Below are 17,392 nucleotides of genomic sequence, written 5' to 3' on the forward strand. Positions count from 1 at the left end.
AGCGTGTACTTGGCCCTTGATGTCTTTGTCATTTTCGTTTTCCTTGTCTGAATTGAACCACTCAGCAAGGGATACGTTTTCTGGGGGCAAGGTCAGATGCCGCTGGAAGGCAGCGTACGTCCATCTACAGCCACCGGCAAAGCGGCAGATGAAAGCAAAAGACCTGCAGCCTGCACGACTTCGTTGGGCGCACTCAGCGCCTTGCGCCGTGCCGCGACTTGCTCACGAATGCCCAGCGTGCATTCGGCAATCGCAAAATCCGCCTTCTGCAATTCGCCGTGCGTCAGGTCAACAAACCGGCTGACCGGATCCAGCGCATTGCGGTTGCTCAACACTTCGAGCGTAGCGCCTGCGGGCAAAGTGGTGCTGTCGACCTTGACGACATGGGTGCGCGGTGTCAAACCATACAGGCTGTACTTTCCCTCTTCATCGGTCACTGCGTAGGTGCCATCCTCCAGATAGAGTCGTACACCCGGAATACCGGGTTCACCCGCGTCCTGGATGCCGTTCTGGCGGCAGTCGGCAAACACCTTGCCAATAAGATAGGCTTTGTTTGAAAACACACCGCCAACTACCTGAACGCGAATGCTCGAATTGTTGGACAAGACATTGCCGCTTGCCGCCTGCGCCGTATTCACGCCATTGCCACCCTGACTGCCAGCGCCCACACGAACGCGATAAGTCAAGACCGGCTTGGCGCCCACGGCCACAAGTCCCAGCGAAAACTGCAGCCCCGGACCGGTTCCGCCTGTGGGGTCAGGAAGTGGCATGCCGTTGAGCCTGGCCGTTCCCCGCATATAGGCAAAACCCGCTGGCAGGCTGTCATTGACCACGGTGGCGGGGAGCCGCACGGCAGTGACATTGTTGAACTCGACTGAATAGTCGACAAAATCACCCACTTCGGCCGTGGTCTTGTTGGCTGTTTTTTTAATGAAGAGCCCGCCGGTCGCGCCAGCGTCAAGCGGCACATCAAACCGCACCGGCGCTCGGTCTGTGCTGGCAATGATGAACTCTTTGCCATAAGAACCTTGCGCATCAATCAGGCGTCCTGCCGGCTGAAGCGCTGCCGGCATTTTCGAGGGAAACGCATAACCCGCCAGCGTGCCCAGCGTCACCCTGTAAGTGCTGGGCGCCACCAGCGGAAAGGCAAAACTGCCATCGGGCGCAGTGACGATCTGACTCGGGGCTGATGCGCCGTCAGGCAAAAACACCCTCGCTGCAGCGCCTGCTTTTCCGCCATTGCCCGCGCCGGTGACATCGATCAGTTGCACGGTCACGCCGGCCACCGGCTGGTTGGTCTTGCTGTCGTACACCACGCCGCTGGGGTCGATCAGCAAGGTGGTGGTCGCCGAAACGGAAATGCCGCCACAGGCGGTGAGGGTCGCACTGACCACATCATCGCGCAGCACCTCCAGAATGCCGTCGCCCGAGGCCACGACATGGAGTGCAGCGTTGGCCGTCGGCACGTTGGGCAAGATACGAAACAAGCCGGTATTGACCCCCGTTTCGACCGCAGTAAAGGTTTCCGTATCGCCGGTGAGCTGGCTGACCAGCGTCACAGGTGTCGTATTGATCTGGGTCGGGCTGGTATTGCAGGTGGCCGCGTCCACTTGTACAAACAACGGGCGGCCGGTCAGGCTCTGGATTGCGGAGGCTAGGTAGCTTGTATTGGTATAAAAAGAAATTTTCGCTGCTCTTGAAGGCAGAGGCAACACCACGGTATTGCTGCCTGTGCTTAAGTGCGCACCCTGGTCTGTCCAGTCGGTATAGGCCGTGCCGGCAATCATGCCCGCAGCATTGGCGTTCACAGTAACAGTGAACTGCCCTTGCAATCTAGCGCCTGGCGCAAGGCTGGCAACGCCCCAGGCCACAGCATCCACCACGGCGCCCACTGGCAAGCTGGTGACATAGCTGTCGGCGGCGCTGCCCAGCAGATGGTAGAGCACTTGCACGCCAGAATTGCCTGGCGTCTGGGCGGATGCAAAGGTCACATTGACGGGAACCGGTACCCGCAGCACAAACAAGGTGGCTGGCGCATTGTTCAGCGTAACCGCCGTTGGCGCAGCAATTGAGCTGCCATTGTTGACTGCGCTGGCAGTCAACCCGAGCAACGTTTCAGGAGCAGCGGTGGTCGCCGATGCGGCCAAAGTTGCCACAATCGCAGCTCCGGTGGTCAGCGTTACCGTGTCGGTATTGCTGGCACTGACGCCCTGCAACGAACTCACAGCCGCAATCACCAGTTGTGCGGTCTGCCCCGGCGTACTCGTTGCGGGCGCTTGCGCGGTCAGCAGCAAATTGACGCTGGCCCCGGGTACCAGTGAAATGCCACCGCCCGCAAGAATAACGGGCTCGCCCGCATCGACACGGCCATTGGAATTGGTGTCCTGGGTCACCTGCACGCCCAAAGGCGTAAACGCACTGCCCGCATTGACACTGGCCGTGATGCGGTAGGTGGTCAACGCATTGCCGGTATTGGTCAGCGTATGGCTGATGGCGAATGAAGTGCCACTGGCCGCCAGCACTGTCTGGTTGGCGGCCAGTGTCAAGGCTTCCAGCACCGTAATGGTGGTGTTGACGGTATTGGATTTCAGACGCACCGACAGGCCGGAGGCTGAATCCACGTAACTCCCAGTTCCGGTGTTGCTGATGACGGTGCCTGCAGGCGCGGGCCCAGCCTGTGCTGCGGTCAACAAGACCAGCAACAGGCAAAAGGGCAAGAGCTTGCGAAGCAGACGAAAGAGCATGAAGGGGTGAACGGGTAAGGGCTGGTAGACGGTTGGCCGCTTTTTAGAAGCCACATTGCGGCTGGTTTCTAAAAAGCGGAGGGAGGCTTTTGCCCCCCTCCGCTAGAAGCTCACGACCTTGTTATTGGTCGATCTGCACACCAAAGGTCACCACAGCCGCCTGGCTGGAGGTGAGCGTGCCGATAGTGGCTGTGACAGCGCCCGTCTGACCGGCAGAAGGGCCGGTAACGGTGCCGAGTGACGAAGCAGCCAGGTTTTTCAGCTTCGTGTAGGTCGGTGTCACGTCAGACACGACCACTGCGGTGGCATCTGCAGAGCCCACATTGGTGACCGTAATCTGGTACAGCACGCATTCACCGGGCTTGGCGTTCAAGTTGCCGGAGGTGTAAACCGTCGAGCCTGTTGCACCTGCACAAGCCGTGTCAAGAGACTGGGCTTTGGTCAAAGTCAGGTTACCGGCGATAACCGTCGTGCTGTCCGTGGCAACGGTAGGCACTGGCGCGGCGACAACATAGTTATTGGTACCGTTGGTTGTGGTCACCGTGATAACCGTTGCATTCACGGCACCAGGAACGGAGCCACTCGGAGCAATCACCTTGTCGAAAATGGTGATGGATTGGCCAGGCGCAAGACCCGTAGCCAACACAGCATTCAGGGCACCAGTGATCAACGGATCAGTCGCGTCCAGGGTACCGTTACCGTTGCTGTCGTAGTACAGCGTCGAAGTCCAGCCAGACTGGTTGTTCGCAGCAGCCAAAGCGACGGCGCTGACCGTGCCGTTGCCTTCAGCCACGTTACCGTTGTTGGTCAGCGTGTGGCTGTAGACATACGAGCCGCCTGGGTAGGTCTGGCCTGCGCCGTTAGGCGTGATGCTGAGCGAGCGCACTGCGTTCACCGTAACTGCGTCATGCACGATGTCGCTGACACCTGAGGTAGGCGATTGAGCGCGGAAATACAGATCGCTCGTTCCTGCAGCAAAACCAGCTGGCACTGTGACTACGGCGCAAACCGTGACGGCGCCGCCTGCGGCTACAGAGCCGGAGTTGATGATGTTTGCTCCCGTGCTGGCGCAAGTGCCGCCAACGTTGGCCTTGAACGTCACCGTCCAGCCCGCAGGCAGTGTCAACGAACTGAAACCCGACACCGTGCTGGCGCTGAAGTTGAAGCTGTCAGGCGATGGGCCGGTGTTGTTCGCGACCAGCGTGAAAACCGTCGTGGTGCCGGGATTCGTGGTGTTGGTAACTTGTGCAGTGGCTTCAGGACCCGGGCCAAAGCCAGGCACGCCAGCAGCCGCTACCGAGTTATTGGTCAAGTCAACCGAAGCATTGGCAATGCTCGTCAGCGTGTCAGTCGTGGTAGCAGACTTGGTGGGATCGAACACCGAGGTGGCGATCTTGTTGATGCTGAACGGTGCACCGGCATTGGTGGCATTCGGCGGCAGCGTGGCTTTCAAAATCACGTTGTAGCTTGCGCCAACGGCCAGCGGGCCGGTATCGATGATGCCGTCGCCGTTGGTGTCAACCAGCGGTGTGGCACCGCCACTCTTGAACAACTGGAAGGTGGTTCCCGAAGGGAAGTTATTGGTCGCACCCAAAGTGATGTTGAAGGTGTCAATGCCGGTACCGGTATTGGTCACCACGTTGGTGAAGCTGACGGTAGAGCCTGGAGCGGCAGGACTTGTCACGGTGGCGCCAGTCAAGGTCACGTTCGCCGTTTGCGTCACGGTGAAGGGAACGGTGTTGGACGTGCCCGAACCTGTGTTGGCACCGCTGCCGTTGTTGTAGGACGTGGTGGCGGTATTGTTGATGACGCCCGGGGCCGTCGCAACGTCAACCTTGACCTGGAAGGACAAGGTGCCCGACTGACCGGGCGTCACTTGCGCCAGCGTCGCCAGGAAGGTCTTGGTGCCAGTAGTGTAGGAAGACGTCAGGGTGTTTGGCGAAGTGCCTGAGGAACCATTGGTATCGCTCAGTGCCGTAGAACCACCTGTCACGCTCCAGCGTGCAGAACCTGCGACATAAGTCATGCCAGCAGGAACCACGTCGGAAATGGCGACTGAAGTTGCCGCGCTGTTACCGGTATTGGTGTAGGTCAGGGTGTAGGTGTAAGGCACCTGCGCTGCGGCATTCGCCGGCGAAGGGCCACTGGCAACACTGACCGCTTTCGTCAGCGTGACCACAGCGTTGGTGGTGACGGTGGTGGTATCGATGTTCGATGCATTCTGGGCCGGCGTCAAAGCGCTGGCACCGTTGACCGTAATCACATTGGTTTGCGTTGCCGTTGCCGTAACAGGCAAGGTGCCAACCACGATGAACTTGAACGCAGCACCTGCAGCAATAGGGCCAGTAGACGTAATGGCCAGGCCAGTAGGCTGACCGCTGCCGTTGTCGGCAAAGATCTGCACATTCGTCATCTGGAACGGCGTTCCTGCACTGACAGCCGTCAGGTTGAACGTGTCCGAACCGTTACCCGTGTTGGTCAGGGTATGCGGGTAATAGACAACGCTGCCTGGCGTGGCGGTCTGGTTGCCAGGAGCCGTCAGGGTCAAGCTGGCGACCTGTGTCACCGTGGTACTGACCACGTTGGAGGTCACTGTGCGCGGGACGTTCGAGCCGTCGGTGTAGCTGGCTGACGCCTGGTTACTGATGGACGCGCCTGCAGCAGGCGCTGCAGCATGTGCCGGGATGGCGGCCAGCGCCAGCAAAAAGACAGCAAACAAAGCTGCCAGCCATCTGGTGAAGAAATGGGGCAGGCGCAACGAGTGCGGACTGATGGGATGGGCATACATGGTGGGTTTTCTCCTGGATTCAAAAAATAAAAAAAACAACGAACAACGAACATGCAAACGTTCAGCGCCGGGCCGTCGGGCTCAGCGCTATCACATAAAACTCAAAAATTTTCAGGGTTTGGTGCCAGCAGCGGCGACAGGGGTGTCAATGCGTACGCGCAGGCTGACCACGGTGCTGGCAGCCGCGCCCAGCGTGCCCACATCCCAGCGCAAAGCGCGGTATTCAGCCAGTGGAACGGCTTCCTTGCGCTCGGTGCCGTCGGCCTGCTTGACCATGCGAACCAGCGGCATGGCCGCAAAACGCGTGCCGTCGGTAGAAGCCTGGGCCGACGCCGGCTGGGCGCTACCCGCAATGAACGTGGTGCCGACGGGTACGGGCACGACGGCCTGGAGTTTTTCGATAGGTGTTGCGCCGCTGTTGCGGTAGGCGCCGCTGTATTCAATGACTTCGCCTGGCTTGCTCTGGACAGCCGGCTTAAGCACCGCTTTGCCGTCGACCATTTCCACGCGTTGCGCGCTGAGGGTGGAAGTAACGGCGGGTGTTTGCGCCAGCGCAGCCTGTCCAAAAGCCAGCGCGGCGACTACAAAACAAAGATTCAGAAGTGGTTTCATCGGGTGGGTTTCCAGTCATGAGACATATCAGGTAACCCACTGCGATTAGCCTTTAGCGGCTTTCGTGCAAATTGTTACTGATGTGACATTAGTTTTAAAAGTACGTAACTGCATGTTAGCCACCTGAAGAAAGCACTCTTCCCGACTAAATAAACATGAGAAACACGGCAAATCTCACAAAATTCATTGAAATACCGCCATAAGGCAACGCTTAAAGGCCATTTAGGAAATTTTTATACTTTTTGTTACTTATTTGTTAGGTTGATTTTTCTTGGTTATAAGTAACAAAATAAAAACATATTTTGAAAAAGTAAGCCATTGCCAACGTGGGCACCCCGTAAAAACCGCTTTGAATGCGCTCGATGACCCGGCACAGGTCAGCGCATGCCGTCCCGCAGCCGTGCAAATACGCGCCAGAACGCGGCGTCTTGCGTGGTCGCAAAGTTGATACGCATCAGGGTGCTGGGTTTGCGCACCGCATGGAACAGGGCGCCGGGCGCCATCAGATAGTCCTCATCAAGCATGCGCTGCGCCAGGGCATCGGTGTCCACACCCGTTTCAACCCAGCCAAACAGGCCTGCGGGCTCGGCGGCAAAGGTGCAGCCGTGCGCCAGCGCCAGCTTGACGCTGCGGGCCCGCGCCTGGTCAAGCCGCGTACGGATGCGTTCGGCATGCCGGCGCAACTGGCCTTGGTCAATGCACCAGGCCAGCGCCCGCTCCAGCAGCGCGGGCGTGGTCAGCGTGCCGAGCAGCTTGGTGTTGAGCAGCCGCTCGACCAGATCGGGCGGCGCGGCCATGAAGCCTACGCGCCAGCCGGGCGCCAGAATCTTGGAAAAACCGCTGACATAAATCGTGCGTTGCAGGCCGTCCAGCACAGACAAACGTGTGGCATGGTCGGGTGCCAGATGGCTGTACGTGTCGTCTTCGGCAATGTAGAAATTGTGCTGGCTGGCCAGCTGCAACACGCGGTGGGCGCTGCCCGGCGTCAAACAGTAGCCGGTCGGGTTGTGAAACACGCTGACGCTGACAAACAGCTTGGGGCTGTGCAATTGGCAATACTGCGCCATCACGGCCAGATCGGGCCCATCAGCACGGCGCGGCACCGGCAAAATCCGCATCCCCAGCGCATCGAGCCGGGCAAACTCCACCGCCCAGCCGGGCTCCTCGACCATTACGCAGTCGCCGGCGCGCAGCACGGTGCGGCTGATGATGTCCAGTGCATGGGTGGCGCCAACGGTGGTGATGATCTGCCCAGGGTCGGCATGCAGATTGAACGTGCCCAGCTTTTGCGACAGCGCGCGCCGTAGGCTCATGTCGCCCTTGGGTTCGCCGTAATGGAGCGACACATCCCGCAAGGCGCTGGCGCTGGTGACCTTTCTGATGGCCGTCGGCATGAAGGCAGTTTCCAGCCAGTCAGACGGAAAAACGCCCATGCCGGGCTGCGGCTTGTGGCTGACGGGCTCGAACATGCCGCGAATCAGCGCAGCGGCATCAATCGGCGCATTCACTATGTTTTTTATAGCTACTTGCGCCCGTCCAGCAGGCGCAAAAGGCGTATTTGGCACTAAATCCCGAACAAAGAAGCCGCGATTGCGGCGTGCCACGACCAGCCCCTGCGCCTGCAGCTGGTCATACGCGGCTACCACGGTGGACACACTCACGCCTTGCTGCTCGGCGCACAGCCGCACCGACGGCAAGCGCGCGCCCGGCGCCAGCAAGCGGTTGCGGATGCGGTCGGCAAAACGGGCGCAGAGTTGCTCGGTCAGGGATTGCGAAGCGGTTTTTATCAACATGGGGTGGCCTTGGGCGTGCAGGGCACGCATGCGGTGTGCTGCCAATAAGAGCAATACAGTTTGGTAATTTGTACCCTTAACTGTATTGGTGGTGTACTGCTTTCAACTATAAAGTCACTTCCCATGAACTGGCAAGAATTTACTGCGCTCCTGGTGCTGGCCACCGCAATGAGCTTTACCCCCGGCCCCAACACCACGCTGTCGACGGCGCTGGCCGCCAACCACGGTTTGCGCCGCGCGATGCCGTTTGTCTGCGCCGTGCCGGTCGGCTGGAGCGCACTGCTGGTGGTCTGCACGCTGGGGCTGGGGGCGCTGGTGGTGGCCGTGCCGCTGCTGAGCTGGAGCATCAAGCTGGTCGGCGTGGCTTACCTGCTGTGGCTGGCCTTCAAAATTTCGCGTTCACGCCAGCTCAGCCAGGCCGACGCGGCCCGTTTGAATGTGACGTTCTGGCAAGGCGCAGCGCTGCAGTTCGTCAACATCAAGGCCTGGATGCTGGCGCTGGCCATTGTCAGCGGCTGGATTGCCGGGCGCGCCGATACCGGCCCCCGTTTTGCCGTGGTGCTGGCCGTGATGCTGGCGTTTGCCTTCGCCAGCAACCTGACTTATGCGCTGGTCGGCTCGTTGCTGCGCGACTGGCTTTCGGGCCCGGCAGGCAGCGGGCAACGGCTGCTGTGGTTCAACCGCGTCATGGCCGCCGTGCTGGTCGTCACTGCCGTCTGGATGCTCTTTTTATGACACACCGCCAGAGCGACATCACCCGGGGGCTGTGGCTGGGCCTGCTCGGCATCGTGATTTTTGCCGCTACGCTGCCGATGACACGCCTGGCAGTCGGCACGCCCGACGCGCCGCAAATGTCCGGCCTTTTCATTGCAATGGGCCGGGCCGTGGTGGCGGCCATGCTGTCGGTGGTATTTTTGCTCGTCACCCGCGCGCCGCTGCCCAGGCGGGAAAACTGGTTGCCGCTGGCCATCACCGCTGGCGGTGTGGTGCTGGGGTTTCCGCTGTTCACCTCCGTCGCCATGCGGCATGTGGAAGCGGTGCATGCCAGCGTGATCGTGGGCGTGCTGCCGTTGGCGACGGCCGCTGTGGGCGCACTGCTGCACCGCCAGCGGCCCTCTGGCGGGTTCTGGCTGTGCGCGGGTGTGGGCAGCGCGCTGGTGGTGGCGTTTGCCATGCTGCGCTCGGGCACGCCGGGCGGCGGCTTGTCGATCCAGTTTGCCGACCTGTTGCTGCTGGCGGCCATGCTGTGCGCCGCCGTAGGGTATGGCTACGGGGCCCGGCTGTCGCAGCAAATGCGCGCCGAACATGTGATTTGCTGGGCGCTGGTACTGGCCCTGCCGCTGACCTTGCCGCTGTCAGTCATCAGCTGGCCGCAAGCAGCGCTCAAGACCAGCGCCTGGTGGGGCTTTTCCTATCTGGCCGTATTTTCGATGTGGCTCGGCTTTTTTGCCTGGTACCGGGGCTTGGCGCTCGGCGGCACGGTGCGCGTCAGCCAGGTGCAACTGGTGCAGCCGTTTTTGTCGATGTTGTTTGCCGTGCCGCTGCTGGGCGAGCGCCTGGACGCAGTCACGGTCGGTTTTTCGCTGGCCGTAATTGCCACGGTGTTTATCGGCAAGAAAATGCCGGTCAATGCCGCGCCCCGGCAGTTACCCTTGCAAACTTGAAATTGTGTATTGGGGTGGCCAAAGACCGGCAACCCGCCCAAAAAAGGAGACAGCTATGAAATGGACTCAAGCGCGACGCGCCGTCAAAATGAACCCTTCGGTGATCCGCGAAATCCTGAAGGTCACTGAAAAGCCCGGCATCATCAGTTTTGCCGGCGGCCTGCCCTCCCCCAAGACCTTTCCGGTCAGCGACTTCAGCGCTGCCTGCGAAAAAGTGCTGCGCGAAGACGGCCATGCCGCGCTGCAGTACGCATCCAGCGAAGGCTATGCGCCGCTGCGCGAAATGGTCGCCGCGATGCTGCCGTGGAACGTCGATCCGGCGCTGGTGCTGATCACCACCGGCTCGCAGCAAGGGCTGGACTTGATTGCCAAGGTGCTGATTGACGAAGGCAGCCGCGTGCTGGTTGAGACGCCCACCTACCTCGGCGCGCTGCAAGCCTTCACGCCGATGGAGCCCGAGATTGTCAGCGTGGCCAGCGACGACGGCGGCGTGGACATTGCCGACCTGTGCGCCAAAGCCGAAGGCGCGCGCTTCTTTTATGTGCTGCCCAATTTCCAGAACCCGACCGGCCGCACCATGCCCGAAGAGCGCCGCGCCGCCCTGAGCCAGGAAGCCGCCCGGCTGGGCCTGCCGCTGGTCGAGGACAACCCCTACGGCGACCTGTGGTTTGACACCCCGCCGCCATTGCCGCTGACGGCGCGCAACCCCGAAGGCTGCATTTACCTGGGTTCTTTCTCCAAAGTACTGGCACCGGGGCTGCGGCTGGGGTTCATGATTGCACCGGCATCGATTTTTCCGAAACTGCTGCAGGCCAAGCAGGCGGCTGATTTGCACAGCCCCGGTTTTAACCAGCGTTTGGTGGCCGAGGTGATGAAGGACGGCTTCCTCGACCGCCATGTGCCGACCATCCGCGCGCTGTACAAATCGCAGCGCGACGCCATGCTGGCCGCCATGCAGCGCGAAATGCCCGAGGGTGTCGAATGGAACACGCCAGCCGGCGGCATGTTTTTATGGGCGCGTTTGCCCGAAGGCATGAACGCCATCGAGTTGCTGCCGCAAGCGGTTGAGCGCAACGTGGCTTTTGTGCCTGGCTGGGCGTTTTATGCCGACCAGGCCGACGCCCGCACACTTCGCCTGTCGTTTGTCACGGCCAGCGTGGCGCAGATTGACACCGGCATCGCCGCATTGGCCGAGGCAATTCGCGCCATGCAGGCCGGCTTGCCGGTACCAGTGCAGCAGGCTGAAACCGAAGCCGCCGCAGCAAGCCATTGAAGCAGGTCTGGGCCGTCCAAAAGCTGGCCCGCCCTGCGCCGCTGCACGATCTCCCGCCTGATGCGCCCCCCCAACCTCACCCGTAAAGCCTTTTCATGAAGCAACGCCTGTTCAAGCAAGTCGACGTGTTCACTGACACGCCTTATTTCGGCAATCCACTGGCCGTGGTGCTGGACGGCAGCGGACTGGGTGACGACGCCATGCAGCGTTTTGCCCGCTGGACGCAGCTGTCGGAAACCACGTTTTTGCTGCCGCCCACCGACGCATCGGCTGACTACCGGGTGCGCATTTTCACGCCCGGCGGCGAACTGCCGTTTGCCGGCCACCCGACGCTGGGCAGTTGCCACAGCTGGCTGCAAGCCGGCGGCCAGCCCAAAAGCGCCGAATTTATCGTGCAGGAATGCGGCGTCGGCCTGGTCAAAATTCGGCGCGAGGCGGGCACGCAGCGCCTGGCTTTTGCCGCGCCCGCCCTCAAGCGCTCGACGCCCAGCCCCGCGCTGCTGGCGCAGGTTGCGGCGGCACTCGGCGTGCAGCCAGCGCAGATGTTGGCCGCACAAACGCTCGACAACGGCCCGGTCTGGCTGGGGCTGTTGCTGGACAGCCCGGAGACCGTGTTGCAACTGGCGCCTGACCACCGGGCGCTTGAACAACTGGGCGTGGATGTCGGCGTAGCCGCCATTTACCTGCCCGAAGACGCCCCGCCGCTGATAGGACGCGCCAACCGGGAAGCGCGCGCTTTTGACACTGCACCCAAGGCAACCCTCAGCGCCGCGCCTGATCTGGAAGTACGCGCTTTTGCCGCCGGCATCGGCATCACCGAAGACCCGGTCACCGGCAGCCTGAACGCCAGTCTGGCGCAATGGCTGATGGCCGAAGGCCGCATACCAGAACGTTATCTGGCCTCGCAAGGGGTTTGTCTGGGCCGCGCCGGACAGGTTGACCTGACGCGCGATGCACAGGGCCAGGTCTGGGTCGGCGGCGAATCGGTGACCTGCATTGACGGCCAGGTCACGCTGTAATCCAGCATCAGCCAAGCATCATGATCAAAACTTCCCCCTGTGTTGCGCCGCTGCAGGCGACCCTGGACCATCTGGTGGTGCTGGCCAGCAGCCTGGACGAAGGCACGCAGTGGTGTGAAGCCGTGCTGGGCGTGACGCCCGGACCGGGCGGCGAGCATGCGCTGATGGGCACGCACAACCGGCTTTTGAGCATGGCGTCAGCGCTTTATCCGCAGGCTTACCTGGAAATTATTGCTATTAATCCAGGAGCTGTCAGCGTCCGCCCACCAAGCGCCAGGCGCTGGTTTGACATGGACTGCGCGAAAATGCAGCGGCGGCTGGCAACAGATGGGCCGCGGCTCGGGCACATCGTCGCCCGCACCGCGCAGGCACAGGCTGGCGTGGCGGCGCTGGCCGGCCTGGGACTGGACCGGGGCCAGGTGCTGCAGGCTTCGCGCCCCACCCCGCACGGCCTGCTGCAGTGGCGCATTACCGTGCGCCAGGACGGCCAGCGCCTGTTTTACGGCATGCTGCCCACGCTGATCGAATGGAGCGAGATACACCCCAGCGCCAGCATGCCACCCTCGGGTCTGACACTGCACTCGCTGCAGGCGCACCACCCACGCCACGAGGCGTTGCAGGCCGCCTACAACGCCATCGGGCTGGCGGGCTAGAGGTCATGGCCGGCCCGCCCAACCTTGTCGCCACCCTGCAAACGCCGCGCGGCCTTGTCACGCTTGAATCCAAAGGACTTTAGATGCCCCTCGCCGCCCTGCCCAGCCTGCAGCAAATAGAACACGCCGCCCGCACCGTGTACCGCGAATTTCAGGCGACGCCGCAATACCGCTGGGGCCTGTCGAGCCAGCGGCTGGGCACCGATTGCTGGATCAAGCATGAAAACCACACGCCGGTCGGCGCGTTCAAGATTCGCGGCGGGCTGACCTATTTTGAGGCGCTACAAAAAAGTGGCCCCATGCCCGCAGAAGTTGTCAGCGCCACGCGGGGCAACCACGGCCAGAGCATCGGGTGGGCTGCCAGAGCGCATGGCGTGGCCTGCACCATCGTCGTTCCGCACGGCAATTCGCACGAGAAAAATGCCGCCATGCGGGCGCTGGGCGTCACGCTCATCGAACACGGTGAAGATTTTCAGGAAAGCCGCGAGTTCGCCCAGCAACTGGCCGCGCAGCGCGGCGCCCACATGGTGCCCAGCTTTCATGCCGATTTGCTGAGCGGCGTGGCGACCTACTGGTGGGAATTCATGCGGGCCGTGCCGCAGCTTGATGTGGTCTATGTGCCCATCGGCCAGGGTTCTGGCGCTTGCGCCGCCATTGCGGCCAAGTTGGCGCTGGGGCGCAAGCTGCGCATCGTGGGCGTCGTCAGTGCACACTCCACGACGTATGCCGATTCGCTGGCCGCTGGCCGCGTGGTGGCAGCGCCTGTCACCACGCAGCTGGCCGACGGCATGGCTTGTCGCATGGCCGACGAGGCGGCACTGGCGATCTTGCGGCCACATCTGGAGCGCATCGTGCAGGTGACCGATGAAGAAGTCGCGCAGGCCATGCGCGACCTGTATGCCGACACGCACAACGTCGCCGAAGGCGCGGGCGCGGCCAGTTTTGCCGCCGCCATGCAGGAGCGCGTCAGCCTGCGCGGCCAGGTGGTCGGAACGACGCTGTGCGGCGGCAACGTGGACAGCGCCGTGCTGGCCGGGGTGCTGGCAAACGCGTGAGTGCTCGTCCCCCGTGCGACTGAAAACCGGCCGGCTGCGCGCCACAATTTACGCATGGGAACACTTTATTTGGTACGCCACGGCCAGGCTTCGTTTGGCGCAGAGGACTATGACCTGCTGAGCCCGATGGGCCACCAGCAAAGCCGGCGACTGGGCGAGTATTTCAAGGACAAGGGCGTGCGGTTTGACGCCGCCTTGAGCGGCACCCTGAAGCGCCAGGTGCAGACCCTTGCCGGCATTTGCGAAGGCATGGGGAGGACGTTTGAAAGCAGCCACGCCCCCACTGCCGCCAACAGCGCAGCAGATGCGGCCCTTGGCATGGACTCAAGGCCACTGCCGCATCTTTTTTGGCCGGGCCTGAATGAATTCGACAGCGCCGCCGTGATTGCCACCATTCACCCGTATCCGCTGGCCAAGCCCGACACGCCCGAGCTGTACAAGCACCACTTTCGTCTGCTCAAAGACGGCCTGGCGCAATGGATGGCCGGCGTGGTCAGCCCCTACGGCATGCCCCATTACAACGAATTTGTCGCCGGCATCACCGGGGCGCTGGAATACATTCGCACCCACTGTCAAGGCAATGTGCTGCTGGTGTCCAGCGGCGGGCCGATTTCCACAGCCGTCGGTCATGTGCTGGGCACCAGCCCCGAAACGACGATTGAGCTGAATCTGGCCATTCGCAATTCCTCGGTGACGGAGTTTGGGTTTACGCCCAAGCGCCAGCGGCTGGTAACGTTCAACACGCTGCCGCATCTGGATGCGCCTGACTATGCGGACTGGGTGACTTTTGCCTGACTGAGCGGGGCGACTGCGCCGCTGCAGCGCTGGCTTGCGGCGCAAATTTACTATCAATTAAATAGCAGCTTGCGCACGTCCTGTTTGCGCAAGCGGCCTGTTTGGCTAAAAAACTGCGTCAAACCTTTGACAAAGCGCCTTGCAAGCTCACTTCGCAGCCGTGCCACTGACACGCCAGACCACGTTACCCACATCGTCCGCTACCAGCAGTGCGCCGCCTTTGTCCATCGCCACACCGACCGGGCGACCGTAGGCTTTGCCGTCAGGACTCAAGAATCCGGTCAGCACATCGACCGGCAACCCTGCAGGCTGGCCCTTGGCGAACGGCACGAACACCACTTTGTAGCCACTGAGCGGCTTGCGGTTCCAGGAACCATGCTCGCCGACAAACACGCCGCTGGCCAGCGACGGCGGCAACGCGTTGCCGGCTGAAAAAGCCATGCCCAGCGGTGCTACGTGCGCACCCAGTGCGTAATCCGGCGCAATCGCTTTTGCCACCAGGTCGGGGCGTGGCGGCTTGACGCGCACGTCCACGTTCTGGCCGTAATAGCTGTACGGCCATCCGTAGAAAGCGCCGTCTTTGACCGACGTGAGGTAGTCAGGCACCAAGTCGCTGCCGATTTCGTCGCGCTCGTTCACTACCGTCCAGAGCGCACCGGTTTCAGGCGCCCAGCCCATGCCGTTCGGGTTGCGCAGGCCGGTGGCAAATTCCCGGTGCGTGCCGGTTTTCGCGTCCACTTCCCAAATGGCAGCGCGGCCTTCTTCGGCCGGCATGCCGTTTTCGCCGACGTTGCTGTTCGAGCCGACGCTGACATACAGTTTGCTGCCATCAAGGCTGGCAATCACGTTTTTCGTCCAGTGGTGATTGATGAGGCCACCGGGCAAGTCCAGCACCTTGACCGGCGCTTCGCTGATGCGTGTCTGACCGGTCTGGTAAGCCACCTTCACCAGCGCGTCAGAGTTGGCAATGTACAAATCGTTGCCTACCAGCGCCATGCCATAGGGCGAATTCAGGTTTTCCATGAACACCGTGCGGGTTTGGGCTTTGCCTTGACCATCGATGCCGCGCAGCAGCGTGATGCGGTTGGCTGACGGCACACCGGCACCGGCCTTGGCCATGACTTTTTTCATGACCCAGCCCTTGATGCCTTTGCTGTCTTCAGGCTTGGGCGGCGCATTGCTTTCGGCGACCAGCACGTCGCCGTTGGGCAGCGCATACACCCAGCGCGGATGGTCCAGCCCGGTGGCCAGCGCGCTGACGCTCAAGCCGGCCATGGGCGTAGGCATCATGCCTTGCGGCCAGCCGGTGGCCGGTGCAATGTTGACGGTCGGAATCAGGGTGCTTTTAGGTGCCGGCAGGGTTGGGCTGGCGCCCACGTCGGCGTTCAATTGCAGCATGGAGGCATCGCCGCATGCGGCCAGCCCTCCCAGCATGACCAGGCACAAGGCGCTTGTGCGGCAGCGGCTGAAATAAAAACTGCGTGGATGCATGGAAAATCTCCTTGAAAACAGGGGCCGATACGGGCGCGAATCAGCAGTAAAACTGTTGCGTTACTTTGACTGCAGGGTGGGCCAGCCGCTATCAGTCAGTGGCGCAGAAATATGTCGGTGTTTCACCTGGTGCTGCGCGTTGCATCGCTCGGGCCGATTTGGGGCGGACAGCGTTTCGTTCGCCGTGAATCAAAAGCACTGCCTGCCCGTCAGCCCGACAGCAAAGGCAAGTCGGCTTTTTTTAGCGTGCGCAGCACAAAGCTCGACTGGCTGTGGCGTATGCCCTTAATCTTGTAGAGCCGCTCGCGCAGCAGCCGCTCGTAGTCTTTGGTGTCTTTGACGGCAATGCGCAGCAGGTAGTCGTATTCGCCCGACACCAGCCAGGCTTCGATCACTTCGGGAATGGCCGCCAGCGTTTCGCCAAACTTTTCCAGCGTGTTGTCGGAATGGCTGTCGAGCGTGACCTGCACCAGCACCGTTTCGCCCAGCCCCAGCGCCTGCGCATTGAGCCGCACGGTGTAGCCCTCGATGATGCCGGCTTCTTCCATTTTCTTGATGCGGCCCCAGCACGGCGAGGGGCTCAGCCCCACGGCCTGGCCAATATCGTTGAGGCTGGTGCGCGAGTCAGCTTGCAGCACCTGAAGAATTTTTCGGTCTAAATTATCCATACAGATAATTTATCCGATATTTCTTTTTTTACAGAAAATTAATCTGGATTAATGAAATTAACCGGCAAATCAAGAATATCCTTCGGCGCTGCCTGGCCGATACTTGTTTCACACCGCAGCCAGCTTACCCGCCAGGCCCGCGGTACAAACCCCCAAGCTGCTTACCCCTGGCTTGGGGGTTTGGTCTTTAGGCAGACGGCTCTTACGACCGCCCCGCCCTGTTTCCGAACCCGGCAGCTCAGCGCGGATTGTCCAGATTGTTCTTCATTCTGGCCAGCGCCACCGCCAGCGCCGCGCCACCCAGTACTTTGATCAGGCCCGAATGCTCGGCATAAAACTGGCTGACCTGATCAACCACGCCCGGATGGGTTTGCTCGGCTTCTCCGGCAATCGCGCTGACCTGCGCGGGCGACAGCTGGGCAGCCTGTTCGGGCGTGACCTGCGACTGGCCGGCAGGCAACACCTTGCCCAGCGCGCCGCCCGCCAGCGCCGCAGCGGCAGTGGGCCCCAGTGCCGTCAGTATCCGGTTCAGCAAGCCCGCCTGTTGCGTTGGCGACGACTGGCCGAACATCCTGGAGACCATCTCGGAAAAAGGCGGCGTGTCTTTGGAGCGCATGGTGGCGGCCAGGCCGTCCGCCATCTGGTCGGGTGACGCCTGTTTGGCGACCTGGTCGAAATGCGTTTCGGCATTGTTATTGCCGTTGGTGTTGCTGTTGCTGTTGCTGTTGCCGTTCAGTGCTTGCTGCAGCAGATCCATTAATCCCATGATGCGCTCCTTGAAGAGGGTAAAAGCCCGATGGTAGTGCCGGCGGCCGACCCTGAAAGCCCCAAAAACCG

At 61.5% G+C, this 17,392-nt stretch carries 13 protein-coding genes and 1 pseudogene; 7 read left to right on the forward strand and 7 right to left on the reverse strand.

Features of this window, described 5'->3' with window-relative positions:
* Window positions 1–92: 92 nt before the first annotated feature.
* The 4 genes from RCH06_RS01465 to RCH06_RS01480 form a co-directional block, all read right to left on the reverse strand.
* Window positions 93–2,744, reverse strand: coding sequence for an SdrD B-like domain-containing protein (locus tag RCH06_RS01465; protein ID WP_327079665.1), 2,652 nt, complete (start codon window positions 2,742–2,744; stop codon window positions 93–95).
* Between the two features lie 121 nt (window positions 2,745–2,865).
* Window positions 2,866–5,532 carry a beta strand repeat-containing protein gene (locus RCH06_RS01470; RefSeq protein ID WP_327079666.1) on the reverse strand — a complete coding sequence of 889 codons (2,667 nt, stop codon included), beginning with the start codon at window positions 5,530–5,532 and terminating at the stop codon, window positions 2,866–2,868.
* A gap of 111 nt (window positions 5,533–5,643) precedes the next feature.
* Entirely contained in the window at window positions 5,644–6,144 is a 501-nt protein-coding gene (locus tag RCH06_RS01475) for a hypothetical protein (RefSeq protein WP_327079667.1), read from the reverse strand.
* Between the two features lie 377 nt (window positions 6,145–6,521).
* The gene (locus RCH06_RS01480; RefSeq protein ID WP_327079668.1) at window positions 6,522–7,937 is read right to left on the reverse strand and encodes an aminotransferase-like domain-containing protein; all 1,416 of its coding nucleotides are present in this window, start codon (window positions 7,935–7,937) and stop codon (window positions 6,522–6,524) included.
* Between the two features lie 123 nt (window positions 7,938–8,060).
* On the opposite strand from RCH06_RS01480, the gene RCH06_RS01485 reads away from it, so the two are divergent.
* The 7 genes and pseudogenes from RCH06_RS01485 to RCH06_RS01515 all read left to right on the forward strand — a co-directional run bounded on the left by RCH06_RS01485 (window position 8,061) and on the right by RCH06_RS01515 (window position 14,396).
* A complete protein-coding gene (locus RCH06_RS01485; RefSeq protein WP_327079669.1) occupies window positions 8,061–8,672 on the forward strand; it encodes a LysE family translocator in 612 nt (203 codons plus the stop codon).
* Window positions 8,669–9,601: a DMT family transporter gene (locus RCH06_RS01490; protein ID WP_327079670.1), complete on the forward strand. Its 933-nt coding sequence runs from the start codon at window positions 8,669–8,671 to the stop codon at window positions 9,599–9,601. Before RCH06_RS01485 ends, RCH06_RS01490 begins: the two co-directional genes overlap by 4 nt.
* A gap of 55 nt (window positions 9,602–9,656) precedes the next feature.
* Complete coding sequence (locus tag RCH06_RS01495; protein ID WP_327079671.1) at window positions 9,657–10,874, forward strand: aminotransferase-like domain-containing protein; 1,218 nt, start codon at window positions 9,657–9,659, stop codon at window positions 10,872–10,874.
* 95 nt (window positions 10,875–10,969) lie between these two features.
* Complete coding sequence (locus RCH06_RS01500; RefSeq protein ID WP_327079672.1) at window positions 10,970–11,893, forward strand: PhzF family phenazine biosynthesis protein; 924 nt, start codon at window positions 10,970–10,972, stop codon at window positions 11,891–11,893.
* A 50-nt stretch (window positions 11,894–11,943) separates the two neighbouring features.
* Window positions 11,944–12,629: pseudogene (locus RCH06_RS01505) on the forward strand (VOC family protein).
* Window positions 12,630–13,601: a threonine dehydratase gene (locus tag RCH06_RS01510; protein ID WP_327079673.1), complete on the forward strand. Its 972-nt coding sequence runs from the start codon at window positions 12,630–12,632 to the stop codon at window positions 13,599–13,601.
* 54 nt (window positions 13,602–13,655) lie between these two features.
* Window positions 13,656–14,396 carry a histidine phosphatase family protein gene (locus RCH06_RS01515; protein WP_327079674.1) on the forward strand — a complete coding sequence of 247 codons (741 nt, stop codon included), beginning with the start codon at window positions 13,656–13,658 and terminating at the stop codon, window positions 14,394–14,396.
* Window positions 14,397–14,543: 147 nt separating this feature from the next.
* Here RCH06_RS01515 and RCH06_RS01520 read toward each other — a convergent pair whose 3' ends face one another.
* The 3 genes from RCH06_RS01520 to RCH06_RS01530 all read right to left on the reverse strand — a co-directional run bounded on the left by RCH06_RS01520 (window position 14,544) and on the right by RCH06_RS01530 (window position 17,321).
* On the reverse strand, window positions 14,544–15,887 hold the full coding sequence (locus RCH06_RS01520) for a PQQ-dependent sugar dehydrogenase (RefSeq protein ID WP_327079675.1): 1,344 nt from the start codon (window positions 15,885–15,887) through the stop codon (window positions 14,544–14,546).
* A 209-nt stretch (window positions 15,888–16,096) separates the two neighbouring features.
* Window positions 16,097–16,555 carry an Lrp/AsnC family transcriptional regulator gene (locus RCH06_RS01525; protein ID WP_327079676.1) on the reverse strand — a complete coding sequence of 153 codons (459 nt, stop codon included), beginning with the start codon at window positions 16,553–16,555 and terminating at the stop codon, window positions 16,097–16,099.
* A 238-nt stretch (window positions 16,556–16,793) separates the two neighbouring features.
* On the reverse strand, window positions 16,794–17,321 hold the full coding sequence (locus RCH06_RS01530; protein WP_327079677.1) for a hypothetical protein: 528 nt from the start codon (window positions 17,319–17,321) through the stop codon (window positions 16,794–16,796).
* Window positions 17,322–17,392 lie beyond the last annotated feature (71 nt).

Source organism: Polaromonas sp. CG_9.5 (assembly GCF_035984465.1).
Classification (GTDB): Bacteria; Pseudomonadota; Gammaproteobacteria; order Burkholderiales; family Burkholderiaceae_C; genus Polaromonas.

Bases quoted from the DNA above. Each gene is read 5' to 3' on its own strand.
- RCH06_RS01465 (WP_327079665.1), bottom strand. From the start codon at position 2,744: ATGCTCTTTCGTCTGCTTCGCAAGCTCTTGCCCTTTTGCCTGTTGCTG.
- RCH06_RS01470 (WP_327079666.1), bottom strand. From the start codon at position 5,532: ATGTATGCCCATCCCATCAGTCCGCACTCGTTGCGCCTGCCCCATTTC.
- RCH06_RS01475 (WP_327079667.1), bottom strand. From the start codon at position 6,144: ATGAAACCACTTCTGAATCTTTGTTTTGTAGTCGCCGCGCTGGCTTTT.
- RCH06_RS01480 (WP_327079668.1), bottom strand. From the start codon at position 7,937: ATGTTGATAAAAACCGCTTCGCAATCCCTGACCGAGCAACTCTGCGCC.
- RCH06_RS01485 (WP_327079669.1), top strand. From the start codon at position 8,061: ATGAACTGGCAAGAATTTACTGCGCTCCTGGTGCTGGCCACCGCAATG.
- RCH06_RS01490 (WP_327079670.1), top strand. From the start codon at position 8,669: ATGACACACCGCCAGAGCGACATCACCCGGGGGCTGTGGCTGGGCCTG.
- RCH06_RS01495 (WP_327079671.1), top strand. From the start codon at position 9,657: ATGAAATGGACTCAAGCGCGACGCGCCGTCAAAATGAACCCTTCGGTG.
- RCH06_RS01500 (WP_327079672.1), top strand. From the start codon at position 10,970: ATGAAGCAACGCCTGTTCAAGCAAGTCGACGTGTTCACTGACACGCCT.
- RCH06_RS01510 (WP_327079673.1), top strand. From the start codon at position 12,630: ATGCCCCTCGCCGCCCTGCCCAGCCTGCAGCAAATAGAACACGCCGCC.
- RCH06_RS01515 (WP_327079674.1), top strand. From the start codon at position 13,656: ATGGGAACACTTTATTTGGTACGCCACGGCCAGGCTTCGTTTGGCGCA.
- RCH06_RS01520 (WP_327079675.1), bottom strand. From the start codon at position 15,887: ATGCATCCACGCAGTTTTTATTTCAGCCGCTGCCGCACAAGCGCCTTG.
- RCH06_RS01525 (WP_327079676.1), bottom strand. From the start codon at position 16,555: ATGGATAATTTAGACCGAAAAATTCTTCAGGTGCTGCAAGCTGACTCG.
- RCH06_RS01530 (WP_327079677.1), bottom strand. From the start codon at position 17,321: ATGGGATTAATGGATCTGCTGCAGCAAGCACTGAACGGCAACAGCAAC.